Genomic DNA, 25,683 nt, shown 5'->3' with positions numbered 1-25,683 from the left:
TCCTCGACCGGAGGCGCTCCGGCTCGGCGCCTGCCCTCACTTACACGAATCAAACGGAAGAGTGTTCCAGTTCACATTCTGTTCACTTTTGTCGACCGGAAAGCGCCGCGGTCCGCCGCCCGGTGCGATGTCAGTGCGGTGCGGCATGATGCGAAGGTGACTCAGCGAACGCGACGGCTCATGCTGCTCGACACGGCGTCCCTGTACTACCGGGCCTATTTCGGGGTCCCCGATTCCGTGAAGGCCCCGGACGGCACCCCGGTGAACGCGGTGCGCGGCCTGCTCGACTTCATCGCCCGGCTCGTCCAGGACCACCGCCCGGACGACCTGGTCGCCTGCATGGACGCGGACTGGCGCCCGCACTGGCGGGTCGAGCTGATCCCTTCGTACAAGGCGCACCGCGTCGCCGAGGAGGTGGAGCAGGGCCCGGACACCGAGGAGACCCCCGACACCCTCTCCCCGCAGGTCCCGATCATCGAGGACGTCCTGGACGCGCTCGGCATCGCCCGCGTGGGCGTGCCGTCGTACGAGGCGGACGACGTGATCGGCACCTATGCCGGCCGCGCCACCGGACCGGTCGACATCGTCACCGGTGACCGCGACCTCTATCAGCTGGTCGACGACGAGCGGGGCGTCCGCGTCCTCTACCCCCTCAAGGGCGTCGGCTCCCTCCAGCTCACGGACGAGGCCTGGCTCCGCGAGAAGTACGGGGTGGACGGCTCCGGCTATGTCGACCTCGCCCTGCTGCGCGGCGACCCGAGCGACGGCCTGCCCGGCGTGCCCGGCATCGGCGAGAAGACCGCGGCCAAGCTGCTCGACGCGTACGGGAATCTGGCCGGGATCATGGCCGCGGTGGACGACCCGATGAGCAAGCTGACGCCTTCTCAGCGCAAGCGGCTCGACGAATCCCGCGCGTACGTGGCCGTCGCGCCGACGGTGGTCCGCGTCGCGGGCGATGTGCCACTGCCGGAAGTGGACCTCGCGCTTCCGGCAGAGCCCCGTGATCCGGCGGCCCTGGACGAGCTCGCCGAGCGGTGGAACCTCGGTGGAGCACTCAAGCGGTTGCTCACGACTCTCGAAGGCTGAGGTGTTAGCTTAGGTAAGCCTAAGCAGCATTTGATCAGGGGAGGCCGCCGCCATGGCAGAACGTCCGGCACGCAAGGCACCGAAGACCCACGTGGGCCGGGTGGTGCGCACCGAGCGCCTCACCCCGCACATGCAGCGCGTGGTCCTGGGCGGCGAGGGCCTCGCCGAGTTCGCGACGGACGGCTCCACGGACCACTACGTGAAGCTGCTCTTCGACGCCGAGGGCGTCACGTACCCCCAGCCGTTCGACATGCAGCGCATCCGCGAGGAGTTCCCCCGCGACCAGTGGCCCGTGACGCGGACGTACACGGTGCGCTCCTGGGACCCGGAGACCCGCGAGCTCGCCGTCGACTTCGTCATCCACGGCGACGAGGGCCTCGCGGGACCGTGGGCGCGTGACGCCGAGGCGGGCACCACGATCCGCTTCCTCGGCCCGGGCGGTGGGTACGCCCCGGACGCCGACGCCGACTGGCATCTGCTGGCCGGTGACGAGAGCGCGCTGCCCGCGATCGCCGCGGCCCTGGAGGCCCTGCCCGAGGGCGCCAAGGCGTTCGCCTTCGTGGAGGTCGCCGACGCGGACGAGGAGCAGAAGGTCAGCTCCGCCGCGCAGATCCAGTGGCTGCACCGCGGCTCGCGCCCCGTGGGCGAGGCCCTCGTCGAGGCCGTACGCTCCCTCGACTTCCCGGCGGGCGACGTGCAGGCGTTCGTGCACGGCGAGGCCGGATTCGTGAAGGAGCTGCGCCGCCACCTCCGCATGGAACGCGAGATCCCGCGCGAGCGCCTCTCGATCTCCGGCTACTGGCGCCTGGGCCACAACGAGGACGGCTGGCAGGCATCCAAGCGCGACTGGAACGCACAGGTGGAAGCGGAGCAGGAGCCGGCGCCCTCGGCGTGACCGCTGCGGCTCGGCTTGACGGGGTGCGGTTCCCTCGGGTGCCGGGGCGCCGGGGCGCCGTTGTCTGCCGCTGGGTGGGGGGCTGACCGCGCAGTTCCCCGCGCCCCTTACGGGCCCGTCCCTCGGTGGGGGCCCGGCGAAATCCCGTTTCCTCCGGGGGCGGGCGCTGACACGATGCCCGCATGCCCTTCAAGATCCCTGACGTCGTCGCAGCAGGCACCTTCGCCCACCAGGAGCAGCCGACCATCCCCGTCCCCGGCGGGCTGATCATCCGCCCCTGGTCCCTCGCCGACGCGCCCGCCGTGTACGAGGCGTTCCAGGATCCGGTGATCCAGCGTTGGCACGCGCGTGTGGCCGATTCCGTCGACGAGACCCGCGGCTGGATCGAGGGCTGGCGCAAGGCCTGGACCGAGGAGCGTGACGCGTACTGGGCCATCGCCGACGCCACGACGGACGCGGTGGTGGGCCGGATCGCGCTGCGCCAGATCGTGTTCGGCGACGGGCAGGCCGAGGTGGCCTACTGGACCATGCCGGCGGCCCGCGGCCGTGGCATCGCCCCGCGCGCCCTCACCGCGCTGTCCGACTGGGCCTTCACCGAAGTGGGCCTGCACCGCCTGGAACTCCTCCACGCCGTGGCCAACGAGGCGTCCTGCCGCGTCGCGCTCAAGACCGGCTTCGCGCCGGAGGGCACCAAGCGCAGCGCGGTGCTGCACGAGGACGGCTGGCACGACATGCATCTGCACGCCCGCATCAAGGCGGACGCGCCCGCGGACTCCTGACCTCGGGCGCCCCGTACTCTTGCCGGTTGTGACCCGTAAGCCCCGCATTCCGCCCTCTCCCCTGCCGCAGCGGCACGGCGTCGACCCCATGCGGGTCAAGCTGCCCGCCGACGGAGCGTGGGCGACCGTGCGGGATCATCTCGTCGAGCGGCTCAAGGTTGGGCCCGGGGTGATCGACGGGATGCTGCGGGACGGACTGATCGTCGGCGTCGACGGGCTTCCCGTGACGCCGGACACCCCGTACGTGCCCAGCACCTTCGTGTGGTTCCACCGGGATCTGCCGGACGAGGTCCCGGTGCCGTACGGCATCGACGTCGTGTACCGCGACGAGCACATCGTCGTCGCCGACAAGCCGCACTTCCTGGCCACCACACCCCGCGGCAGCCACGTCACCGAGACCGCGCTCGCCCGCCTCCGCAGGGACCTCGGCATCCCCGCGCTCGGCGCCGCGCACCGCCTCGACCGGCTCACCGCCGGGCTCATCCTCTTCACCGTGCGGCCGGAGGAACGCGGCGCGTACCAGACGCTGTTCGGCGAGCGCCGGGTGCGCAAGGAGTACGAGGCCGTGGCCCTCCACGACCCCCGAACCGAACTCCCCCGCACCGTGCGCAGCCACCTCGTCAAGGAGCGCGGCATCATCGCCGCGTACGAGGTCCCCGGCGCCGAGCCCAACAGCGAGAGCCGCATCGAACTCGCCGAGCACAACGGCTCGTTGGGGCGCTACCGCCTCACCCCGCACACCGGCCGCACCCACCAGCTGCGCGTCCACATGAACGCGCTCGGCCTGCCGATCCTCGGCGATCCGGTCTACCCGGTGGTGGCGAGCCCGGTGCCGCCGGACGACTTCCGGCGGCCCCTCCAACTTCTCTCCCGCGTACTGGAGTTCACCGACCCCGTCACGGGCGCCGACCACCGCTTCGTCAGCGCCCGCGCACTGGACGCCTGGACCTCGTACGACACGTGGGAGAGCGGCTCAGCGGGCGGTCAGTAGCCGCGCCACCAGGTGACCAGCCTCCGCCACGCCCCCTGCCGCGGCACCGGTGCCACCACCGGTGCGGACTCCGGCGCGGGCGGCGGCGATACGGGCTGGGGCGCCGGCGTCGCGGGATGCGCGGGCCGCGGCGCGGGGGACGACACATGCCAGTCGTTGCGCGCACCCGGCACCCGCGCCATGGGCCGCGCCATCACGTCCTGCGGAGGCCGCGGCGCGAACTGCACCGGAAGCGACACCAGATGCCCGGAGAGGATCGACGACGTCCACTTCAACTCGTGTTCCTCGACGGAGAGTTCCACGTCCGGGAAGCGCATCAGCAGCGCATCCACGCCGGTTTCGGCGATGGCACGGCCGATGTCCTGCCCCGGACACTCGTGCGGCCCGCCCCCGAACGCCAGATGGGAGCGGTTGCCCTGCATGTTGGCGGCGAGATCGGGGCGTACGACGGGATCCACGTTTCCCGGCGCGATGCCGAAGATCAGACCGTCGCCCGCCTTGATCTGCTGGCCGCCGAGCTGCGTGTCCTGCTTGGCGAAGTAGCCGACCATGGCGCTGAACGGCGGCTCGTCCCACAGGGACTGCTCGATCGCCTCCGGCACCGTCATCTGGCCACCGCTGAGCTGAGCGCGGAAGCGCGGGTCGGTGAGGACCATGCGCAGGGCGTTCGCGATGAGGTTGGCCGTCGCCTCGTACGAGGCGATGAGCACGAGCCGCAGGTGCGTGCCGACCTCCTCGTCGGTCAGCTGCTGGGGCTGTGCGATGAGGTTGCTGGTGAAGTCCTCCTCGGCCTGCGCCCGGCGCCGCGCCACCAGGCGCATCAGCGCGTCCATGATGTACGCGTTGCTGGCGATGGCGGTCTCGGTGCCCCGGAGCATGTCGCGTGCGGCCTGCACGATCCGCTCGTTGTACTCCTCGGGCATACCGAGGACATGGCACATGACCATCATCGGCAGATGCTCGGCGAACCCGCTCACGAGGTCGGCCTTGCCGTCCTGGCAGATGTCGTTGAGCAGGAGATTGCTGTAGCGGTTGATGTAGCGGCGGATGCCCCGGTGGTCGAGGCCCGCCATGGCACCGGTGACCGCGCCACGCAGCCGCTGGTGTTCGTCGCCCTCCACGAAACTGGCCATGGGCTGCCAGGTCACGACGGGGGCGAGCGGGTTGTCCGGTCCCATGGAACCGTCCTGCACGGCCCGCCACTGGCGCGAGTCGCGGGTGTACTGCGAGGGGGTGCGGACCATGTGGAGGTTCTCGCTGTGGCCGAGGACCGCCCAGATGGGTACGTCGTTGTGCAGCAGGGCCGGGGCCACCGCGCCGTGCTCGGCGCGCAGCTTCTCGTAGAGGCCCGCGAGGTCGGTTTCCGCCTCGGGTCCGTAGAGCCGGCGCAGGCCGCCGGGGCCGAGCCCGTGCGCGGGGCAGCCGGGCGGGGGCATGGCGGGGTCGTCCATGCCGGGGCGGGAGTGGGAAGGGGTCGTCACGTTCGTCGCTCCGGGGTTGCGGATGAGGTGAGGTGTCAGACGCGGGCCACGGTCAGGGCGTGCAGGTACCGCATGAGGGTCAGCAGGGTGTCCCGGCTCGATGCGCGCTGCCGGGCGTCGCACTTCACCATCGGCACCGCCTCGTCCAGGTCGAGGGCGCGGCGCAGCGTCTCCATCGGGTGATGGGGCGCGTCGGGGAAGTCGTTGACGGCGACGACGAAAGGCACACCGCGCTCCTCCAGGCGGCCGATCACGTCGAAGCTGACTTCGAGGCGCCGGGTGTCGAGGAGGACCACCGCGCCGAGCGCCCCTTCGAAGAGGCCGTTCCACAGGAACCAGAAGCGCTCCTGGCCCGGGGTGCCGAACAGATAGAGCACCAGCTCTTCGGAGATGCTGATCCGGCCGAAGTCCATCGCGACGGTGGTGGCCGTCTTGGTCTCGGAGCCGTAGTTGTCGTCGACGCCGATGCCGGCCTGGGTCATGGTCTCTTCGGTGGTCAGCGGACGGATCTCGCTGACCGAGCCGACCATCGTCGTCTTGCCGACGCCGAATCCGCCCACGATCACGATCTTCACCGCGGCCGTGGCCGTGTGCGGCAGGACCTCATCGCTGCTGGGCCCGGTGATCGTGTCAGAGCTTTTGAAGTCCATGCATCACCGCTTCGAGGAGGGAACGATCGGGGAGCGTGGAGCGGACGATGGGCGCCCGCGCCTGTACCAGGTCGGCCCCGAGCATCTTCGTCAGCAGGACGGTCACCACGCTGAACGGCAGCGCGAGATACGCCGAGAGCTCGGCGACGGACAGCGGCGTCCTGCACAGCCGCAGGACGACGGAGTGCTCGGGCTGGGCGGTGGGCGATGCCTCGCCGTGCGCGACGATCAGCGTGACGAGGTCGAGCGATGCCCGCTCCGTGTCCTCGCCGGTCAGGATGTAGAGCCGCTCGGGATTCTCCGGGCTGCGCCGTTCCCGTTGGGGAGGGTCGTCTCGGTGGGGAGGGTCGTCTCGGTGGGAGGGGTTCTCGCCTTGCGGAGGATTCATACGGCCTGCCCGTCTCGACGGGGCGGGCTCGTCAGATGGGCGCCGATCCGGACGACCAGGTCCCGCATGCGATTGCCGATGAGGCCCGCGTCGACGGTCTCGTCGGCGAGCACGGCGAGGTACGCCCCGGCCCCCGCGGCCATCAGATAGAAGTAACCGCCGTCGACCTCGATGATCACCATGCGCATCCCGCCGTCGCTGCGCGGGATCTCGGTGGCCACCGCGGCGGCCAGGGACTGAAGTCCCGCGCAGGCGGCGGCGATCCGGTCGGCGGCGTCGGGGTCTCCGCCGTAGCGCGCGATGCGCAGGCCGTCCGCGGAGAGCACCACGATCTGCCGGGTCTGCGGCACGCCGTCGGCGAGCTCCTTGAGCATCCAGTCGAAATTGGCCCGTTGCTGGATCACTTCCAGCCCCCCTCGTCGGCGTTGTCGGCACCGTCGGCGGCGCCGTGGTCGTTCTCGCTGTGGCCCTTGGGGAACAACGGGTCATCGGCTGCGGAGTCGTCGCCGTTGACGCCTTTCATGAAGGCCTCGATCCAGAGGCCGGGTTCCTTCTCCTCTTTCTTCGCCGGTTCGGGTACGACCGGTGCGGCGGCCTGCGGGGAGTACTGGGCGCGCTGTGCCGCGTACCGCTCGTCCGCGGCTTCCTGGGCCAGCCGCTCGGCGAGCGGGGTGTGGACCCGGCTGCGGCGCTGCGGCAGGCCGTTCGACGTCCACTCGGTGACCTCGGGGATGTCGTCCGCCATGGCCGCGCCGAGCGACTTGGAGAGTGGTGGTCCGGCCGTCATCACGCGGGGCTTCTTGCGCCGGATGCCGTGGGCCTCCTCGATGGGCACGCCTTCGGCGTTCACCCGGGGCACGGCGGAGGCGCCGATGCCGTGGGCGAGGCCGGGGGCCGGTCCGGTGGTGATCATCTCGCGCGGGACGATGAGCACCGCGCGGACGCCGCCGTACGCGGACTGCCGCAGCGAGACCTGCAGGTTGTACATCTGCGAGAGACGTCCCACGACGGCCATGCCCAGGCGCGGGCTCTCGCCGAGGTCGTTCAGGTCGATGCCGGCCTGGGCCTGCGCGAGCATGCGCTCGGCCCGTGCCCGCGCCTCCTCGCTGAGGCTGACGCCGCCGTCCTCGATCTCGATGGCGATGCCGGTCTGCACCTCGACGGCGGTGACGTGCACGCGGGTCTGCGGCGGGGAGTAGCGGGTGGCGTTGTCGAGCAGCTCGGCGCAGGCGTGGATGAGCGGTTCCACGGACGTGCCGCGGATCGCGACCTTGGCGATCGAGTGCAGGTCGACGCGCTGGTACTCCAGGATTCGGGACATGGCGCCGCGCAACACGCTGAACAGCGGTACGGGCTTGGGCCATTGGCGTCCTGGACGGGCGCCGCCGAGGACGGTGATCGAGTCGGCGAGGCGGCCGATCAGTGCCGTGCCGTGGTCGATGCGCAGGAGGTCGTCGAAGACCTCGGGGTTGCGGCCGTGGAACTCCTCCATCTCGCGCAGTTCCGCGGACTGTTGATGGACGATGGACTGGACGCGCCGGGCGATGTTGACGAAGGCGCGCTGCGAGGACTCGCGCATCGCCTCTCCGGTGTCCAGGGTGTCAAGGACATGCCGGAGCATCTTGCGCTGGGACTGCGGGAGTTCGGAGAAGGACTCGTCGCCGTCGACGAGATTGCGGATCACTTCCGAGGGTGCTTCGCCCTGCCGGAGCCGGTAGACGGCCTCGGGGATGATCTCCCTGCCCAGGCGGACGGTCTCATCGTCATGGGATGCGATGCGGCGCTCGAGATGAGCGAGCCGCTGCGCGTACTGGGTGTGCAACTCCCGGATGGTCCGGCCGCGACGCACGGCTTCGGTGCCGACCGCGACCACGACGAGGGTCGCGATCGCACCGCACCAGCCCACCGCGATGCGGGCGGGTTCCGTCACCGCCGCCACGGCGGCGCCGGTGGCCGCGGCCATCAGCATGGCGGGCAGCAACAGCACGCGTGCGTAAGGGACTTCTCGGCCACCGGGAGGCGATTGAACACTCACCATGTATGCCCTCTGAACACTTGTCTTGGGGGGGAATGGGGGGTGGTACTGGGAAATGTGGGGATCCTACGGGGAGTTGGGAACGGAAGACATAGGGGAACTTGCTGAAGATTTGGGAACAAGCGCGCGAATCTATCGCAACTCGTTTCAACTCGCCGCGCTCCGGGCGAGCTTAGTCGGCCGAAATCATCGCCGAGTCATATTCAGCAAGGCTCTGCGCGACCCCGTCGACAGGCATACACTCGGCCCCATTTGCACGCGTGGCGATCAATCGAACACGTGGAGTGATGGCGTCGAACAGGCGGGTCTGGGTACGAAAAGGGGCGGGCCCGGGGGTGGAAACCCCCGGGCCCGCCCTCTCTCCGGTGCCAGCCGTCAGTTGTCAGATGTCAGCTTCTGTCACCTGTCATCTGTCATCCGACCGAGCTGTACGCCACCACGCCCCGCAGCAACTGATCCACAGCCTTACGCGCATTCTTCGCCACGGTCGATCCCTCGCGGGGAGCGGCCGCCGAGATCTGTCCGAGGACGTCGATCACCTGCTTGCACCATCGCACGAAGTCCCCGGCCGGCATCTCGATCTCCCGGAGCACCTCGTCGAGGCCCTTGTCCGACGCCCACATGTACGCGGCCCAGGCGAAGCCGAGGTCCGGCTCCCGCTGGCCGACCCCTTCCGCCTGGTTGATCTTGAACTCTTCCTCCAGGGCGTCGAGGCGTCCCCAGATGCGCACCATCTCGCCGAGAGCGGCCTTCACCGTGCCGTTGGGCAGCTTGGGGGCGAGCGCGTCGTCCGCCATCCGGGCCTCGAACACCAACGCCGAGACGCAGGCGGCCAGTTCGGCCGGGCTGAGGCCCTCCCATACGCCGTCCCGCAGGCATTCGCTCGCAAGGAGGTCCAGCTCCCCATAGAGCCGGGCGAGCCGCTTGCCGTTCTCGGTGACCTCGTCGCCGCGGAGGTAATCCATCTCGGTGAGGAGCGCCACGATGCGGTCGAAGGTCCGCGCGATGGTGTTCGTGCGCCCTTCGATGCGCCGCTCCAGCTGCACGGTGTCCCGCCGCAGGCGGTAGAAGCGCTCGGCCCACCGCGCGTGGTCCTCCCGCTCGTCGCACCCATGGCAGGGGTGCGCCCGCAGTTCCGTACGGAGCCGGGCGATCTCGCGGTCGTCGGCGGCAACCGCGCGCCCCTTGCGGTGCCGCTCCGGCACGATGTGACCGGCCTTCGTGCGCAGGGCGGACGCCAGGTCCCGGCGCGACTGCGGTGAGCGCGCGTTGAACGACTTCGGGATGCGCATCCGCTCGAGTGCCTCGACCGGCACCGGGAAGTCCATCGAGGCAAGGCGCTTGACCTGCCGCTCGGCGGTGAGGACCAGCGGCCTCGGCCCGTCGTGGTGCTCCAGCCCGCGGTGGCCGTTGACCCGTCCCGCCGGAAGCCCCGGGTCCAGGACGAGCGCGAGGCCCGCGTACTTCCCGGTCGGCACGTGGATGACGTCACCGGGCTTGAGCTTCTCCAAGGCGGTCGCGGCCGCCGCCCTGCGCTGGTTGGCGCCCTGCTTGGCGAGCTCGGTCTCCCGGTCCTTCAGCTCGCGGCGCAGCCGGGCGTACTCCTCGAAGTCGCCCAGGTGGCAGGTCATCGAGGCTTTGTACCCCTCGAGTCCCTCTTCGTTCTTCTGCACCTGGCGGGAGATCCCGACGACGGACTTGTCGGCCTGGAACTGCGCGAAGGACGTCTCCAGGAGCTCGCGCGAGCGGTGCCGCCCGAACTGCTCGACCAGGTTCACCGCCATGTTGTACGACGGCTTGAAGCTGGACCGCAGCGGGTAGGTGCGCGTACCGGCGAGTCCCGCGAGGTGTTCCGGGCTCATGGCGCGCTGCCACAGGACGACCGCATGGCCCTCGACATCGATGCCGCGCCGCCCGGCACGGCCGGTCAGCTGCGTGTACTCGCCGGGGGTGATGTCCGCGTGCTGCTCGCCGTTCCACTTGACGAGCTTCTCCAGCACCACACTGCGCGCGGGCATGTTGATGCCCAGGGCGAGGGTCTCGGTGGCGAAGACGGCGCGCACCAGGCCGCGGACGAAGAGCTCCTCGACGACTTCCTTGAAGGTCGGCAGCATGCCCGCGTGGTGTGCGGCGATGCCGCGCTCCAGGCCTTCCAGCCATTCGTAGTACCCGAGGACGTGCAGGTCTTCGTCGGGGATGGCGGCCGTGCGCTCCTCGACGATCTCGCGGACCTGCATCCGCGCGTCCTCGTCGTTCAGCCTCAGCCCCGCGTGCAGGCACTGCTGCACGGCGGCCTCGCAGGCCGCGCGGCTGAAGATGAACGTGATGGCGGGCAGCAGCCCTTCGGAGTCGAGCCGGTCGATGACCTCGGGTCTGCCCGGCGTCCAGATCCGCGAGCGCTGTCGGCGTTCGCGCTCGCGGTCGGCCTCGCGGACCATCTTGCCCTTGCGGCGGTCACGCGGGTTGTACGAACGGCTGGCCTCCATCCGCGCCATGCGTGTGAGGTCGGGGTTGACGGCCTTGCGCTGGCCCTCGCCCTCCTCGAAGAGGTCGTACATCCGGCGCCCGGCGAGGACGTGCTGGAACAGGGGCACGGGCCGGTGCTCCGAGACGATCACCTGGGTGTCGCCGCGCACGGTGTCGAGCCAGTCGCCGAACTCCTCGGCGTTCGAGACGGTCGCCGACAGGGAGACCAGCGTCACCGACTCCTGGAGGTGGATGATCACCTCTTCCCAGACGGCGCCTCGGAAGCGGTCGGAGAGGTAGTGCACCTCGTCCATCACCACATAGCCGAGGTTCAGCAGGGACTGCGAGCCCGAATACAGCATGTTCCGCAGTACTTCGGTGGTCATCACGACGACCGGGGCATCGGAGTTCACGCTGTTGTCGCCGGTCAGCAGACCGACCTTGTCCGCGCCGTATCTCTTGGCGAGGTCGGCGTACTTCTGGTTGGAGAGCGCCTTGATCGGCGTGGTGTAGAAGCATTTCTTGCCCTGCAGCAGGGCCAGGTGCACGGCGAACTCGCCGACGATCGTCTTGCCCGAGCCCGTGGGGGCGGCCACGAGCACACCCTTGCCCGCCTCGAGCGCCCGGCAGGCGTCGATCTGGAAGGGGTCGAGGCCGAATTCGTACATCTCGCGGAAGCCGGCGAGTGCTGTGGCCTGCTCGACAGCGCGCTCGCGCGCCGCCGCGTACCGCTCGGCCGGTGAGAGGTCCTCTGTCATCGTGCTTTCGAGACTACCGGCCACCACTGACAACGGACGATCATTATCTGTCTTACCGTTCCCGCGGCCCCTCGGGTCCCAGGATCCGCACGGCGCCGGGTACGCACTCCGCCGTCAGCGGGAGCCCGCCGAGCTGCTCCCCGTCCGCGTATCCGGTGACTCCGGGGGCGGCGAGCTCCACCTTCGAGGCCCGGAACACGGTGACCTTGGGGTGGTGGAGGTGCGTGCCCTCGCATCCGGTTGCCCCGGTCGTTGACCCGCGAGTCGAAGCCGGCGGCGAGGACCGTGCCGAACCAGGTCTTGCCCACCCGGCCGAGGTCGACGTCGCGTGTGCGCCCCGCGTCGAGCGCGTCGGCGATGACCGCCCCCGCGGCGGCCGGATCGCGCACCGGGAGCCCGAGGGCACGTGCGAAGTCGTTTCCGGTGCCCACGGCGATCACCCCCAGGGGTGTGTCCGTCCCCGCGACGGCCTGCAGCGCGAGGCTGGCCATGCCGTCACCGCCGACGGCGATGAGGGCGCGCGTACCGGCACCGACGGCGTCGCGCGCGCGGCGCAGTGCGTCGGCGGAGTCCTCGCCGATGACGGTGCGCACGGAGTGGCCGGCGGCCCGCAACGCGGAAGCGGCCGGCTGCGCGGCGTGGGCGCCCCGGCCGCGTCCCGCGGTGGGATTGACGAAGAGAGTGATCTCGCTGGTCACTAGGGGTCCCCCCGGACAGAGTGTGAGGGAGGACCCTACAAGGTCAGGTCACGTCGTCGAAACCGTTGACCCGGTCCCGGGTCGCGCCGTCGCCGCTGGCCTGCTCGGGGAGCGCCTTGTTCGCGGACACGGGTTCGATCGCGCCGACGTCCTCGGGGGTCAGGTCGAGGTCGGAGGCCTCGTCGTCGTCGGGTCCCGCGGCCTCGACCTTCGCCTTGCGGCGGTCGTTGAGGAGCGAGAAGGCGGTGGCGGCGAAGTAGAGCACCCAGATCGGCCCGGCGAGCATGATCATGGTGAGCGGGTCGGTGCTGGGCGTCGCCACGGCCGCGAAGACCGTGATGCCCATGATCATGCCGCGCCACCAGCCGAGCATCCGCTTGCCGGTGAGCACGCCGGTGAGGTTCAGGAGCACGAGCAGGAGCGGCATCTCGAAGGAGAGGCCGAAGACGATCACCATGCGGGTGACGAGGTCGATCAGCTCGTCGAGCGGCAGCTGGTTGTCCACCCCGCCCGGGGAGAACTCGAGCAGCACGCGCGCCATCGTCGGCAGCGTCTTGTACGCGAAGAAGCCGCCGCCCAGGAAGAGCGGGAAGCCGGCGGCGACGAAGCCGTAGGCGTACTTCTTCTCGCTCTTGTGCAGGCCGGGGGCCACGAAGGCCCACAGCTGGTAGAGCCAGACCGGGGACGCGAGCACCACTCCGGCCATGAGGGAGATCTTCAGGGCGAGTGTGAACGGCGTGAGCAGGCCGTTCAGGACGATGCGTGCGCAGGTCTCCTCGCCGCCCTTCTCCGCCAGCTCGGCGAAGCTGGACTCGCACCCTACGGAGCTCAGGATCGGGTTCGTGAAGAACTCGATGATGTCCTTGTAGAAGAAGGCGGCGACGATCGCGACGACGATGATGGCCAGCACGGCTTTGGCCAGTCGGTTGCGCAGCTCACGCAGGTGCTCCGCAAGAGGCATCCGCCCCTCGGGATCCTGTTCCTTCTTGCGGGCAGACTTGAGCAACCCACGTCCTCATCTCGTGCGGCAGGCCGGCCGTCGCCGGCCTTGGATCAGCGCTTCGTGGTGCTGTCGGTGGGCTCGGTGACCGGACGCGAGCTGGTCACGTCGCCGGGTGCGGCCTGGATGGTGCGCGGCTGAGCGGTGGCGGTGGAGTCGGTGGGCGGGTCGGCCGGGGCGGCCTCGTCCTTCTTCCCGTCCGACTTCATCGCCTTGGCCTCGCTCTTGAGGATGCGCGCGGACTTGCCGAGCGACCGGGCCATGTCGGGAAGCTTCTTCGCGCCGAACAGCAGAACGATGACGACGAGAATGAGAATGATCTCGGGGGCGCCGATCTTTCCGAACATAGGTCTTTACCTTCTCACCGAGGCGGCAGGGGCGGGGCTGCCGGACAGGCCGGACTTGCTGTCCGGCCACCGTGCTGGCAGCGATCGTAACGCTCAGGGGTGAACGCAGGGCAATCCCTGTGCGTACTCCCAGTTGCGGCCCGCGCCTCGCACTCCGGGCCACTTGAGCAGCGTACCTTCCGGACAAGGGAAGTTGACAGGCCGCGGCGTCGATGCGCGCCTCAGCGGTATCTGCGGAACACACAGGATCTACAGGACATCTCGACCAGCACGGGCCACACCCGTCGCCGCCGCCTCGAGATCTTCCGCCGCGCGATTGATGCGCTGCGTGGTCTGCGTCACTTGAGTGCTGAGGCGCTGCGCCTCGATGAAGACCCGAATCGCCAGTACGCCGAGCACGGCGAGGCCACAGAACCCCGCGGCAATCGCCAGCATCGCCCAGAACATGCGCCGAGCCTAGACGGTCGAGTGCAGACGCAGTGTCCGCACCCCGCCGCCGGTGAGCAGTTCGACGATGCGCTCGCCCGCGGGCTTGCGCACCGCGGTCCCGCACTCGGGGCAGGTGAACGAGTAGAAGGTGGTGCGGGCCGAGGCGCCGATGGCCAACCGCAGGGCTCCCGCGGAGAGCTCGAAGCGGGCGCGGCAGTCGGGGCACGCGGCCTTGAAGAGCACAGGGGCGATTCTCGACATTCCGGGAATCTCGGACAAGATACTGGTGTTCAACGCCCTTGCTCCTGCCTGTCGTACGACCCGCCGGGGTGTGTGTCGTGCTCGTCATAGGCCGCGAGCGCCTCGCGTGCCGCCAGCCGTGCGCTGTCCGCGAGATCCGCCGGGGAGACGATGTGCCCGTCCCCGCCGAGCCGCAGCGCGAGCCTGCGCAGCGAGGTGGGGTCCGGGGTCCGCAGAGTGATCCGCAGGCCGCCGTCGGGGAGCTCCTCGGCGCTGTCGTGGGGGTAGTACTCGGCGACCCAGCGGCCGCCGGGCCCGACCTCGATGACCACCTCGGGGTCCTCCGCCGCGGGCTGCACGAGCCCCTCGGAGAGGTCGCGCAGTTCGACCTCCGGCGGCGACGACGGCTCGTCCATGATCCTGATCTCGGCGACCCGGTCGAGGCGGAAGGTGCGGCGCGCCTCGGAGAGGTAGCACCACGCCTCCATGTACGTGTGCCCGACGGCGAAGAGCCGGATCGGGTCGACCTCGCGCTCGGTGAGCTCGTCGCGCGCGGGCGAGTAGTAGCGCAGCCAGAGCCGGCGCCGCTCGGAGATGGCACGGTCGACGTCGGCGAAGACGCCGCCCTCGGACTCAAAGGTCACCGAGAGCCGCGCGCTGGCGCCCGCGTTCTCGCCGGCCGCCGTCTCCAGCTTCGCGGTGGCGCGCACCAGCGCCTGCCGGTCGCTCTCGCGCAGCCCCGGCAGCGTGGAGACCGCGCGGGCGGCCACCAGGAGCGCGGTGGCCTCGTCGGCGGCGAGCCGCAGGGGGGCCGCCACGTCGTCCGGGTTGTGCCACCAGATGCGGTCGCCGTCGGTGTCGATGTCCAGGAGGTCGCCGCCGCGGAAGCTGGTCCCGCACAGCGGCAGCACGTCCAGGTCGGAGATCAGTTCGTCCTCGGTGATGCCGAAGGCGCGGGCGACGTCGCTGACGTGGGCGCCGGGGCGCTCCCGCAGATAGGTCACCAGGGAGAGCATCCGCCGGGTCTGGTCGATGGCGTTCGAGGCCATGGTTGTACGTCCCCTCAGCCCTTGGCCACGGCGCGCAGCCGGTCCACCACGTCGGCCCGCAGTTCCGCGGGCTCCAGGACCACCACGTCGGGCCCGAACTCCACCAGCCAGGCGTCCAGCCCGTGCCCGTACGGAATCTCCAACTCGTCCCACCCCTCGCCCACTTCACGTATGTGGGCGGCCTTGGCGCGCAGCGGATAGCCCGCGCCCGTGCGCAGGCGGATCAGGGCGGAGCGGTCGGCGCTCTCCCCCGCCCAGCTCGCGACGGTCTCGCGCACCGTGACCACATCGGGGATCTCGGCGGTGAACTTGCCGGCGCGGGCGCGGACCTTCCCGGTGATGCGGGAGAGCCGGAAGACGCGCTCGGCGCCGCGGTCACGGTCCCAGCCCGCGAGGTACCAGTGGCCGCGCCAGCATTCGAGCGCCCACGGCTCGACGTGGCGGGGCTCGGGCCGGGCCGCGGTGGCCTTGCGGTAGTCGAAGACGACGGGGCGCCGGTCGCGGCAGGCGAGCATCAGCGGCTCGAAGGACGCCTCGTGCACGGGGATGCGTGGTTCGAGGGCGCTGTGCGCCTCGTACGGGTCCACGTCCTCGGGCAGTCCGGCGGCGCGCAGCTTCTGCAGGGCGCCGCTGGCGGCTCCGGCGAGGCGGGCCTGCTGCCAGACCTTGGCGGCGAGGCCGAGCGCGGCGGCTTCCTCGGCGTCGATGGTGATGGGCGGGAGGCGGTTGCTGTCGCGGCGCGCGAGGTAGCCGACCTCGCCGTCGAGGTTCTCCACCGTCTCGATGACCAGGCCGAGTTCGCGCAGATCGTCCTTGTCGCGCTCGAACATCCGGTTGAAGGAGTCGTCCGACCCCGCCTCCAGATAGGCCTCGATGGACTCGCGCAGCTCGCGCTTGCTGAGCGGCCGTCGCGTCCCGAGCAGACACAGCGCCAGGTTCATCAGCCGCTCGGCCTTGGCAATCGCCATCGACGCCCTTTCTCAACAGTGCTTCCGACCGCCGACCGTACCGCCCCGGGGTGTCCGGGCAAAAGCCGAGGGCCCATGCCGGGACAGGCATGGACCCTCGGTGGGCAGGTCCGGTCGGACCCTGGCCCCGGACGTCGCTCAGACGGCGATGAGGTCGCAGACGAAGATCAGCGTCTCGCCGGGCTTGATGGCGCCGCCACCGGCGCCACGCTCGCCGTACGCGAGGTGCGACGGGATGGTCAGCTTGCGGCGGCCGCCGACCTTCATGCCCTGGACACCCTGGTCCCAGCCCGCGATGACCTGACCGGCACCCAGCTGGAACGCGAGCGGGTTGCCGCGGTTCCAGGACGCGTCGAACTCTTCACCGCTGGAGAAGGAGACACCCACGTAGTGAACCTGGACGGTGTCGCCCGCCTTGGCCTCCGGGCCGTCGCCCTCCCAGATGTCCACGATCTCGAGGTCGGTCGGGACCGGGCCGTCGGGGAAGTCGATCTCGGGCTTCTCGATGCTCACGTCAATGCTCCTGCTTTGATACGAATGGCCTGCCGGGACAGTGTTACATCTTCGCGAGGATGTCCACGGTGAAGACCAGCGTGGAGTCCTTCTTGATGGGGCTGCCCTGCGGCGGCTTGTCACCGTACCCAAGCTTCGGCGGGACGACGACCAGGACGCGGCTGCCGACCTTCTTGCCGGTCAGGCCCTGCGCCCAGCCCTTGACGACCTGCGCCAGCTGGAACGAGGCGAGCTCGTTCCTCTTGTACGAGGAGTCGAACTCCTTGCCGTCGGCCCACAGCACGCCCTTGTACTGGCACAGGAGGCTGTCGGTCGCCTTGATCTCTTCCCCGTCGCCCTCGAGGATGTAGTTCGCGACGAGCTTCTTCGGGGCGTCCTTCTTGGGGACGTCGACCGAGGGGGCCTTGCCGTCCGTGTTCGTGCCGACCTTGGGGAGGTCGATGTTGGACTGCGCGACCTCCTTGCCCTTGGCGGAGCTCTTGGCGCTGAAGGTGCCCACCAGGTCGACGACGAAGACCAGCGTGTCGTCGCCCTTGATGCCCGCCTGCTTGTTGCCCTCCGTGCCGTAACCCATCTTCGGCGGGATGGCGAGCTGCACGCGGCTGTCGAGCTTCTTGCCCACGAGGGCCTGGTCCCAGCCGGGGATGACCTGACCGACACCGATCGGGAAGACCGTGGGGTTGCCGCGGTCGTACGAGTTGTCGAAGACCTTGGCCGTGGCCCAGATCTGGCCGAGGTAGTTGGCCTGGAGGTAGTCGCCCTTCTTCACCTCGTCGCCCTTGCCCTCGACCAGGGTCTTGACCGCGAGGTCGGAGGACGGCTTGCCGGGCCCCTTCGCGACGGTCGGCTTCTGGCCGAACTTCGTCCCCTTCGTGATCTCGGGCAGGGGCCCGTCCACGATCTTGGCCGTCGGCGCGGCCGAGGAGGAGTTCGCGGGGGACGGGGTGTCGCTGGACTTGGCCTTGTCGGCCTTTTTGTCGTCACCACACCCGGCCAGGGTGAGCAGGCCGGCCGGAACAGCAAGCAGAAGTGAGCGTCGGCGCACGGTGGGGGCCTCGTATCGGTCGATCTTGTCGGTTGGCGTGCGCGCAACTCTACGCATGGAGAAGGGCGCCGTACGAGGAACGTACGGCGCCCCGCGTTGCGTTCCCGCAACGCACCTCCTGTATCGGGGGTTACATGCCGGCGATCAGTTTCTCCACCCGGTCGTCCACCGACCGGAAGGGGTCCTTGCACAACACCGTGCGCTGTGCCTGGTCGTTGAGCTTCAGGTGCACCCAGTCGACCGTGAAGTCGCGGCGCTGCTCCTGGGCCCTGCGGATGAAGTCCCCGCGCAGCCGCGCGCGGGTCGTCTGCGGCGGCACCGACTTGCCCTCGAAGATCTTCAAGTCGTTGCAGATGCGGGCGGCTTGGCCCTTCCTCTCCAGGAGGTAGTACAGCCCACGACGGCGGTGGATGTCGTGATAGGCGAGGTCTATCTGCGCGACCCGGGGGTGCGACATGGTCATGTTGTTCTTTGCTCGGTACCGCTCGATGAGCTTGTACTTCATGACCCAGTCGATCTCGGTGCCGATGCGGTCGAGGTCCTCGGCCTCGATCGCGTCGAGCGTGCGGCCCCACAGTTCGAGGACCTGCTCGACGGTGCCCGTGCGGATGCCGCGGCGCTCCACGAAGTCCACGGCCTTCTCGTAGTACTCGCGCTGCACTTCGAGGGCGGAGGCCTCGCGGCCACTGGCCAGACGCACCTTGCGGCGGCCCGTGATGTCGTGGCTGACCTCGCGGATCGCCCGGATCGGGTTCTCCAGGGTCAGGTCCCGCATCACCGTGCCCGCTTCGATCATGCGCAGGACGAGGTCGGTGGCGCCGACCTTCAGGAGCATGGTCGTCTCGGACATGTTCGAGTCGCCGACGATGACGTGCAGCCGGCGGTAGCGCTCGGCGTCCGCGTGCGGTTCGTCGCGGGTGTTGATGATCGGCCGGGAGCGGGTGGTCGCGGAGGAGACCCCTTCCCAGATGTGCTCGGCACGCTGACTGACGCAGTACACGGCGCCGCGTGGAGTCTGCAGCACCTTGCCCGCGCCGCACAGCAGCTGTCGCGTGACGAGGAAGGGAATGAGGATGTCCGCGAGCCGCGAGAACTCCCCGTGCCGGGCCACCAGATAGTTCTCGTGGCACCCGTACGAGTTTCCCGCCGAGTCGGTGTTGTTCTTGAAGAGATAGACGTCGCCCGCGATTCCCTCCTCGTGCAGGCGGCGTTCGGCGTCGACGAGCAGGCCTTCCAGAATGCGCTCGCCCGCCTTGTCGTGCGTGACCAGTTCGGTCACGTTGTCACATTCCGGTGTTGCGTATTCCGGATGTGACCCGACGTCAAGATAGAGGCGGGCGCCGTTCCGCAGAAAGACGTTGCTGCTGCGGCCCCATGAGACAACACGGCGGAAGAGGTAGCGCGCCACCTCGTCAGGCGACAGACGGCGCTGTCCCCTAAACGTGCACGTGACGCCGTACTCATTCTCCAGCCCGAAAATGCGGCGGTCCATGACTGAACATTACGCCTGATGCCCTGCCCTGAAACCGGGTTCGACGGCACCGTTTCGATCATTTTCCGATGAACCCGCAACGACCGCCGAATCAGCGGGGAGTACGAGCGCCCGCGCCGTGGCCAGCAGAACAAGCAGCGCGGCGACGCCCGCCGCCCCCGGAACGGCGAAGCCCCACCGGGTCCCGCCCCACTCGACGACCGGCCCCGCAGCGGCCGTGCCGAGCGACGCGCCGACGGTGAACGTGGTCACGAGCCAGGAGAACGCCTCGGTGACAGTGCCCCGGGGGGCGTGCCGGTCCACGATGATGAACGCGCACGCGAGCGCGGGCGCGAGGAAGACCCCGGCGACGGCCGCGAGCACCGTCATGGCGACGGCCCCGGGCGTCAGCGTCAACGGCCAGTAGCAGAGGGCGAGCAGGGCCACCAGGAAGGTCAGCCGCTTCTCCGGCACCCCGGCCCACTGGCGCGCCCCGTACACGGAGCCGCCGACGAGGGCGCCGAGTCCGAGCGCGGCCATCATCCAGCCGTACACGGCGTCGCCGCCGTGCTCGTCGGCGTACGACACTCCGGCGACGGTGATGGAGCCGAGCGCCATGCCGATGAAGAGGAACGCGCCGAGCAGCGCGATGAGGCCGGTTGAGCGCAGCGCGCCGAGCCAGTGCGCCTCGCGGGGTGCCGAGCGCCACGCGCGCGAGGGCTGCGACAGCACTACGGAGAGGGCGCCCAGTACGCCGATGGCGTTCACGACGAGCAGCGCGGCCTGCTCCGACCAGAGCGCGACGCAGCCCGTGACGAGCAACGGTCCGACGGTGAACATGACTTCCTGGGCGATGGCGTCCATGGCGTACGCCGTGTGCACCTGCTCCTCCTTGCCCAGGACGCTCGGCCACAGCGCGCGCAGGCCGCCCTCCAGGGGCGGCGTGAAGAGACCGGCCACGCCCACCGCGACATACGCGAGAGCGAGCGAATCGGGGCCGGTGAAGGCGAAGGCGCCCATGCCGAGGGCGGAGACGACCGCCGAGGGAAGCTGGATCCGCGGCTGGCCGTAGAGGTCAACGAGGCGGCCGAGCAGCGGCTGCCCCACCGCGTTGGCCACGCCGTACACCGCGGCGAGCGCGCCGGCCAGGCTGTAGGTGCCGCCCTCGGCGCGGATGAACAGCACGATGGCGATCGCGGCCGTCGCGTTCGGCAGCCGGCCCACCAGGGTGCCCGCAAGCAGCCGTCCGGCGTATCTCGTCCGGAGGATCTCCGCGTATCCGGCAGCCATGCTTCCCGCCCCTCCCTCTGCGCCGACGCGCCGAGGTTTTACGTATAACGTCGAGCGTCATACGTACCATGAGCGCTCACCGCGGGTCCATCCCGAACGCACCGCGGGACCGACCTGGGAGGTACCAGTAGTGGCCGGGCCACAGCAGGAGGCCGCGGGGCCACGCCCCACCAGCCGTGACGTCGCACGCGCCGCCGGCGTCTCCCAGGCCACCGTCTCCCTCGTGTTCGGCGAGAAGTGGCGCGGCCGGGTCGCCGAGCGGACCGCCGAGCGCGTCCGTGCCGCCGCGCGCGAGCTGGGCTACCGCCCGAACCTCGCCGCCCGCAACCTGCGCCTGGGCCGCACCAGGACGGCGCTCCTCGTCGTCCCCGCCCTCACGAACGAGTTCTTCGCCCGCGTCTACACCGGAGCCGCCCGCGTCGCCGCCGAGAACGGCTTCGCGGTCGTCCTCTACCCCTCCCCCGAGGGCATCGGCCCCGCCCGCGACCCCTTCGACTCCAGCCGCGCCGCCCTCGACGGCGTCCTCGCGTCCTCCATGGCATCCGACGCGCTCGCCACCATCCAGGGCGACGAACTCCCCCTGGTCATGCTGGACAGCGACCCGGCGGGCAGCCTCGGCGCGGCCACCGTCAACCTCGACATCGGCGACGGAATGCGCCGGGCCGCCGAGCATCTGCTGGCCCTGGGCCACCGCGACGTCCTGCATCTCGCGGCGGACGTCGACTCCTGGACCTTCGACGTGCGCTCCGACGCCCTCGCGGCGGCGCTGAGCGGCACCGACACGGCCGTACGCACCGTCCGGGCACTCCTCACCGTCGAGGACGCCCGCACGGCCGCTGAAGCCGCCCTGTCCGCGCCGGGGCCCCGCCCCACGGCGCTCGTCTGCGACGACGACATCCTCGCCGCCGGCGCCTGCAAGGCGGCCCGCCGACTGGGCCTGCGCGTGCCCGAGGACCTCTCCGTGACCGGCTTCGACGACCTCACCCTGGCGACCGCCGTGGAACCCGAGCTCACCACCGTGCGGCTGCCCGCCGAGCAGTTCGGCGAGCGGGGCATGGCGTCCCTGCTGGCCGTCCTCGACGGCCGCACGCCCCGGACGGACACTCTCCCCGTCGAGCTGGTGGTCCGCGGATCTACGGCCCCCGCCGCCCGCTAGCCCTCCACACGCACGTACGCCCCGCACCCCGGCCGCAGGGCCGGGACACGGGGCGTACGAAGAACCGAACTACTCCTCGGTCGAAGCGGAGTCCGAACCGGAGTCCGAGGCGGAGCCGGATTCGGCATCCGGCTCCTCGTTGTCGGACGCGGCGTCCGTCGGGGCCGAGGCGCCCCCCTCGAGCAGCCGCGCGAGCTGACGCCCGACGATCCGCTTGAACTTCCGCTGCTGCGGCCTCGTACGGTCCAGGACCGCCACCTCGAGCCGCTCCGCGGGGATCTCCCGCTCGCTGCCGTTGGTGTCGCGGGACAGCGACTGCACGGCCAGCTTCAGGGCCTCGGCGAGCGACATGCCGTCGCGGTGCCGCTGATCGAGATACGTGCTGATCTGTTCGGCGTTGCCGCCGACCGCGACCGAGCCGTGCTCGTCCACGATCGAACCGTCGTGCGGCAGCCGGTAGATCTGATCGCCGTCCGGTGTGGCGCCCACCTCGGCGACGACCAGCTCGACCTCGTACGGCTTCTCCGCGTTGCTCGAGAAGATCGTGCCCAGCGTCTGGGCATAGACGTTCGCGAGCCCACGGGCCGTCACGTCGTCACGGTCGTACGTGTATCCCCGGAGATCGGCATAGCGCACGCCGCCGATCCGGAGGTTCTCGTATTCGTTGTACTTGCCGGCGGCGGCGAAGCCGATCCGGTCATAGATCTCGCTGAACTTGTGCAGCGCACGGGACGGGTTCTCGCCGACGAACACGATGCCATCGGCGAACTGCAGCACAACAAGGCTGCGACCACGGGCGATGCCCTTGCGGGCGTATTCCGCCCGGTCGGCCATGGCCTGCTGGGGTGAGACATAGAACGGCGTCGACACCGGCTATCCGTCCCTTTCTGTCAGTGACTCAGTCAGTGGCGAATACGGATCGATCAGAGCAGCGAGGCCCGCGGGCCGTCGGGCTGCTCCATGCGCCGCTCAAGGATCGAGCGGGCGATCTCGGAGGACTCCTCATCCCCCAGCCGCCGGAAACCCTCGTCGGAGATCACGGTGACGATCGGATAGATCCGGCGGGCGACATCCGGACCACCCGTCGCCGAGTCGTCGTCCGCGGCGTCGTACAACGCCTGCACGACGAGCGTCGTCGCTTCCTGTTCCGTCAGATCGTTGCGGTAGAGCTTCTTCATCGCACCGCGCGCGAAGACCGAACCGGAGCCGGTGGCCGCGAAGCCGTGCTCCTCGGAACGGCCGCCCGTGACGTCGTACGAGAAGATGCGTCCCTTCTCGCGGTCCACGTCGTACCCCGCGAAGAGCGGGACGACGGCGAGGCCCTGCATGGCCATGCCCAGATTCGACCGGATCATCGTGGAGAGCCGGTTCGCCTTGCCCTCCAGGGAAAGCGTGGCGCCCTCGACCTTCTCGAAGTGTTCGAGCTCCAGCTGGAAGAGCTTGACCATCTCCACGGCCAGACCGGCGGTGCCCGCGATGCCGACCGCCGAGTACTCGTCGGCCGGGAAGACCTTCTCGATGTCGCGCTGCGCGATCACATTGCCCATGGTCGCCCGCCGGTCACCGGCGAGCACTACACCGCCGGGGAACGTCGTCGCCACGATGGTCGTGCCGTGCGGCGCCTCGATCACACCCTGCGTGGGCGGCAACTGCCGGTTGCCCGGCAGGATGTCGGGCTGATGCTCGGACAGAAAGTCCATGAAGGACGAAGAACCAGGCGTCAGGAAGGCAGCTGGTAGACGCCCGGTGCTACGAGTGTTGGCTTCCACGCGTTTCCTTCCAGGTAAGTGACGGCCGGGCGCTGAGCGCCGGGAGCGGATCCCAACTCGCCGGTGGCCGAATTGCAGTTGAAGCGCAGTACGTCTGAAGGGCGGTACGTCAGGGACCCTACCCGCCTGGTGGCGGTGATCCACATGTGCGGTCGAGGTCGTTGAAACCGCCGGTCATGCGTGGCCCGCTGCCGCGCCACGCACTCCCCGCACCGCACACCGCGTCCGCCGTGCTTACTGTCCGCCCTTTTGAACGAAGGACCGCACGAAGTCCTCGGCGTTCTCCTCGAGCACGTCGTCGATTTCGTCGAGGACGGAGTCCACGTCGTCGCTCAGCTTCTCCTGGCGTTCCTTGAGGTCCTCGGAGCCCTGCGCTTCCTCTGTCTGCTCCTCGACCTCCTCGGTGGAACGCGTGGCCTTCTGCTGTCCGCCGCCGGTGTCCTTGGTCGCCATCTACCTCACCCCGCTCGTTCGGTTCGATGCACTTGATCAGACCCTATAAGCCAGGTCTGACATCGGCCCCGTAGTTACTAGAACGTCCGGGGACCACCTCGATGATTCCCACACGCCGGGTCTTTCAGCCTCCGGAGAGCACCCGTACCAGATCCTCTGCCGTGCGGCAGCGGTCAAGGAGCTCCTTGACGTGGTTCCGCGTGCCGCGCAGTGGCTCCAGTGTGGGCACCCGCTGGAGCGAGTCGCGCCCCGGAAGGTCGAAGATGACCGAATCCCACGAGGCCGCGGCCACGTCGTCGGCGTACTGCTCCAGACACCGGCCGCGGAAGTACGCGCGGGTGTCCTCCGGAGGCTTGGTCTGGGCGCGCTCGACCTGAGGCTCCTCCAGGAGGCGCTTCATCTTGCCGCGTGCCACCAGACGGTTGTAGAGGCCCTTGTCGGGCCGTACGTCCGCGTACTGGAGGTCGACCAGGTGCAGCCGCGCCGCGTCCCAGTCGAGGCCGTCACGACGGCGGTAGCCCTCCATGAGTTCCCGCTTGGCGACCCAGTCGAGCTCTCCGGAGAGGCTCATCGGATCGCTCTCCAGGCGGCCCAGGACGTCTTCCCAGCGGGCGAGCACGTCCTTGGTCTGCTCGTCGGCGTCGGAGCCGTACCGCTCCTCCACGTATTTGCGGGCCAGCTCGAAGTACTCCATCTGGAGCTGGACAGCGGTGAGTGTCCGGCCGCTACGGAGCGTGATCAGACGCTTGAGTGTCGGGTCGTGGGACACCTGGTGGAGGGTCCGCACGGGCTGGTCGACGGCGAGATCCACCGCGATGAAGCCGTCCTCGATCATGGCGAGAACCAGGGATGTCGTGCCCAGCTTCAGATACGTCGAGATCTCGGAGAGGTTCGCGTCGCCGATGATGACGTGCAGGCGGCGGTACTTCTCGGCGTCGGAGTGCGGCTCGTCGCGGGTATTGATGATGGGCCGCTTGAGGGTGGTCTCCAGGCCGACCTCGACCTCGAAGTAGTCGGCGCGCTGGCTGAGCTGGAAGCCGTGCTCGTGCCCGTCCTGGCCGATGCCGACGCGTCCCGCGCCGGTGATGACCTGCCGGGACACGAAGAAGGGCGTCAGGTGGCGCACGATGTCCGAGAAGGGGGTCTCCCGCTTCATCAGGTAGTTCTCGTGCGTGCCGTACGAGGCGCCCTTGTTGTCGGTGTTGTTCTTGTAGAGGTGAATCGGCTGGGCCCCGGGCAGCTGTGCGGCCCGCTCGGCCGCCTCCGCCATGATGCGCTCGCCGGCCTTGTCCCACAGGACGGCGTCCCAGGGATTGGTGACCTCGGGTGAGCTGTACTCGGGGTGCGCGTGGTCCACGTAGAGGCGCGCCCCGTTGGTGAGGATCACATTGGCGAGGCCGATGTCCTCGTCGGTGAGCTGACTGGAGTCGGCGGTCTCACGGGCGAGGTCGAAGCCCCGCGCGTCCCGCAGGGGGTTCTCCTCCTCGAAGTCCCAGCGGGCGCGTCGCGCCCGGTGCATCGCCGCGGCGTAGGCGTTGACGATCTGGGACGAGGTGAGCATGGCATTGGCGTTCGGGTGGCCAGGGACGGAGATGCCGTACTCCGTCTCGATGCCCATTACTCGCCGTACGGTCATGCGGCCCTCCTTGCCCGGCGGCGCTCCCATTCGGGCGCGGCGCTCAAGTACCGCTGGTTCTCCGGTGCGTGTGCGGTGCCCGTCCCCGCA

General features: G+C 69.7%; 25 protein-coding genes and 2 pseudogenes. 5 read left to right on the top strand and 22 right to left on the bottom strand.

Annotated features, from left to right (window positions below; translation table 11 throughout):
* The first annotated feature begins 180 nt into the window (after window positions 1-180).
* From AB0E78_RS20665 to AB0E78_RS20650, 4 genes are all read left to right on the top strand, one after another.
* Window positions 181-1,086, top strand: a complete 906-nt coding sequence (locus AB0E78_RS20665; RefSeq protein WP_361834675.1) for a 5'-3' exonuclease — start codon at window positions 181-183, stop codon at window positions 1,084-1,086.
* Window positions 1,087-1,138: 52 nt separating this feature from the next.
* On the top strand, window positions 1,139-1,981 hold the full coding sequence (locus tag AB0E78_RS20660; protein WP_361834231.1) for a siderophore-interacting protein: 843 nt from the start codon (window positions 1,139-1,141) through the stop codon (window positions 1,979-1,981).
* A gap of 182 nt (window positions 1,982-2,163) precedes the next feature.
* On the top strand, window positions 2,164-2,760 hold the full coding sequence (locus AB0E78_RS20655; RefSeq protein ID WP_361834229.1) for a GNAT family N-acetyltransferase: 597 nt from the start codon (window positions 2,164-2,166) through the stop codon (window positions 2,758-2,760).
* Window positions 2,761-2,848: 88 nt separating this feature from the next.
* Window positions 2,849-3,751, top strand: a complete 903-nt coding sequence (locus tag AB0E78_RS20650) for an RluA family pseudouridine synthase (RefSeq protein WP_361834673.1) — start codon at window positions 2,849-2,851, stop codon at window positions 3,749-3,751.
* Here AB0E78_RS20650 and AB0E78_RS20645 read toward each other — a convergent pair.
* The 17 genes and pseudogenes from AB0E78_RS20645 to AB0E78_RS20565 form a co-directional block, all read right to left on the bottom strand.
* Window positions 3,745-5,202 carry a cytochrome P450 gene (locus tag AB0E78_RS20645; protein WP_361834671.1) on the bottom strand — a complete coding sequence of 486 codons (1,458 nt, stop codon included), beginning with the start codon at window positions 5,200-5,202 and terminating at the stop codon, window positions 3,745-3,747. The genes AB0E78_RS20650 and AB0E78_RS20645 overlap by 7 nt on opposite strands.
* A 65-nt stretch (window positions 5,203-5,267) precedes the next feature.
* Complete coding sequence (locus AB0E78_RS20640; RefSeq protein WP_361834226.1) at window positions 5,268-5,882, bottom strand: ATP/GTP-binding protein; 615 nt, start codon at window positions 5,880-5,882, stop codon at window positions 5,268-5,270.
* A complete protein-coding gene (locus AB0E78_RS20635; protein WP_361834223.1) occupies window positions 5,863-6,270 on the bottom strand; it encodes a DUF742 domain-containing protein in 408 nt (135 codons plus the stop codon). The genes AB0E78_RS20640 and AB0E78_RS20635 overlap by 20 nt, the downstream gene beginning before the upstream one ends.
* A complete protein-coding gene (locus AB0E78_RS20630; protein ID WP_361834221.1) occupies window positions 6,267-6,674 on the bottom strand; it encodes a roadblock/LC7 domain-containing protein in 408 nt (135 codons plus the stop codon). The genes AB0E78_RS20635 and AB0E78_RS20630 overlap by 4 nt, the downstream gene beginning before the upstream one ends.
* Window positions 6,671-8,308 (bottom strand): ATP-binding protein, encoded by a 1,638-nt coding sequence (locus AB0E78_RS20625; RefSeq protein ID WP_361834219.1) that lies wholly within the window; start codon window positions 8,306-8,308, stop codon window positions 6,671-6,673. Before AB0E78_RS20625 ends, AB0E78_RS20630 begins: the two co-directional genes overlap by 4 nt.
* Before the next feature lie 410 nt (window positions 8,309-8,718).
* Window positions 8,719-11,529, bottom strand: coding sequence for a DEAD/DEAH box helicase (locus AB0E78_RS20620; protein WP_361834216.1), 2,811 nt, complete (start codon window positions 11,527-11,529; stop codon window positions 8,719-8,721).
* 52 nt (window positions 11,530-11,581) lie between these two features.
* Window positions 11,582-12,227 (bottom strand): annotated as a pseudogene (locus AB0E78_RS20615) (diacylglycerol kinase family protein).
* Between the two features lie 43 nt (window positions 12,228-12,270).
* A complete protein-coding gene (gene tatC, locus AB0E78_RS20610; protein ID WP_361834213.1) occupies window positions 12,271-13,233 on the bottom strand; it encodes a twin-arginine translocase subunit TatC in 963 nt (320 codons plus the stop codon).
* 47 nt (window positions 13,234-13,280) lie between these two features.
* Window positions 13,281-13,574, bottom strand: coding sequence for a Sec-independent protein translocase subunit TatA (gene tatA / locus AB0E78_RS20605; RefSeq protein ID WP_361834211.1), 294 nt, complete (start codon window positions 13,572-13,574; stop codon window positions 13,281-13,283).
* Window positions 13,575-13,823: 249 nt separating this feature from the next.
* Window positions 13,824-14,021, bottom strand: a complete 198-nt coding sequence (locus tag AB0E78_RS20600) for a hypothetical protein (RefSeq protein ID WP_361834209.1) — start codon at window positions 14,019-14,021, stop codon at window positions 13,824-13,826.
* 9 nt (window positions 14,022-14,030) lie between these two features.
* Entirely contained in the window at window positions 14,031-14,264 is a 234-nt protein-coding gene (locus AB0E78_RS20595; protein ID WP_361834207.1) for a hypothetical protein, read from the bottom strand.
* A gap of 29 nt (window positions 14,265-14,293) precedes the next feature.
* Window positions 14,294-15,292 (bottom strand): WYL domain-containing protein, encoded by a 999-nt coding sequence (locus AB0E78_RS20590; RefSeq protein WP_361834205.1) that lies wholly within the window; start codon window positions 15,290-15,292, stop codon window positions 14,294-14,296.
* A gap of 14 nt (window positions 15,293-15,306) precedes the next feature.
* A complete protein-coding gene (locus tag AB0E78_RS20585; protein ID WP_361834203.1) occupies window positions 15,307-16,260 on the bottom strand; it encodes a WYL domain-containing protein in 954 nt (317 codons plus the stop codon).
* Window positions 16,261-16,398: 138 nt separating this feature from the next.
* Window positions 16,399-16,773: an FKBP-type peptidyl-prolyl cis-trans isomerase gene (locus AB0E78_RS20580; protein ID WP_361834201.1), complete on the bottom strand. Its 375-nt coding sequence runs from the start codon at window positions 16,771-16,773 to the stop codon at window positions 16,399-16,401.
* Between the two features lie 43 nt (window positions 16,774-16,816).
* Window positions 16,817-17,818, bottom strand: coding sequence for an FKBP-type peptidyl-prolyl cis-trans isomerase (locus AB0E78_RS20575; RefSeq protein ID WP_361834669.1), 1,002 nt, complete (start codon window positions 17,816-17,818; stop codon window positions 16,817-16,819).
* A 130-nt stretch (window positions 17,819-17,948) separates the two neighbouring features.
* A complete protein-coding gene (pafA, locus tag AB0E78_RS20570; RefSeq protein WP_135334215.1) occupies window positions 17,949-19,310 on the bottom strand; it encodes a Pup--protein ligase in 1,362 nt (453 codons plus the stop codon).
* A gap of 9 nt (window positions 19,311-19,319) precedes the next feature.
* Window positions 19,320-20,579 carry an MFS transporter gene (locus AB0E78_RS20565; RefSeq protein ID WP_361834198.1) on the bottom strand — a complete coding sequence of 420 codons (1,260 nt, stop codon included), beginning with the start codon at window positions 20,577-20,579 and terminating at the stop codon, window positions 19,320-19,322.
* Window positions 20,580-20,709: 130 nt separating this feature from the next.
* Between AB0E78_RS20565 and AB0E78_RS20560 the strand changes: the two genes are divergently transcribed.
* Window positions 20,710-21,735, top strand: a complete 1,026-nt coding sequence (locus AB0E78_RS20560; RefSeq protein ID WP_361834196.1) for a LacI family DNA-binding transcriptional regulator — start codon at window positions 20,710-20,712, stop codon at window positions 21,733-21,735.
* A 69-nt stretch (window positions 21,736-21,804) separates the two neighbouring features.
* Here AB0E78_RS20560 and prcA read toward each other — a convergent pair whose 3' ends face one another.
* The 5 genes and pseudogenes from prcA to dop form a co-directional block, all read right to left on the bottom strand.
* Window positions 21,805-22,605, bottom strand: coding sequence for a proteasome subunit alpha (gene prcA, locus AB0E78_RS20555; protein ID WP_361834194.1), 801 nt, complete (start codon window positions 22,603-22,605; stop codon window positions 21,805-21,807).
* A gap of 53 nt (window positions 22,606-22,658) precedes the next feature.
* On the bottom strand, window positions 22,659-23,504 hold the full coding sequence (prcB, locus tag AB0E78_RS20550) for a proteasome subunit beta (RefSeq protein WP_361834192.1): 846 nt from the start codon (window positions 23,502-23,504) through the stop codon (window positions 22,659-22,661).
* Window positions 23,456-23,651: pseudogene (locus tag AB0E78_RS20545) on the bottom strand (recombination endonuclease VII); the annotation flags it as partial. The gene prcB and the pseudogene AB0E78_RS20545, both read right to left, overlap by 49 nt.
* Window positions 23,652-23,738: 87 nt before the next feature.
* Complete coding sequence (locus AB0E78_RS20540) at window positions 23,739-23,957, bottom strand: ubiquitin-like protein Pup (protein WP_249590985.1); 219 nt, start codon at window positions 23,955-23,957, stop codon at window positions 23,739-23,741.
* 124 nt (window positions 23,958-24,081) lie between these two features.
* Window positions 24,082-25,593, bottom strand: a complete 1,512-nt coding sequence (gene dop / locus AB0E78_RS20535) for a depupylase/deamidase Dop (RefSeq protein ID WP_361834190.1) — start codon at window positions 25,591-25,593, stop codon at window positions 24,082-24,084.
* Window positions 25,594-25,683 lie beyond the last annotated feature (90 nt).

Origin of the sequence: Streptomyces sp. NPDC032198, assembly GCF_040636975.1 — a bacterium.
Classification (GTDB): Bacteria; Actinomycetota; Actinomycetes; order Streptomycetales; family Streptomycetaceae; genus Streptomyces.
The sequence above is the reverse complement of the archived record's forward strand: the minus strand, read 5'-3'. Positions and strand labels throughout refer to the sequence as shown.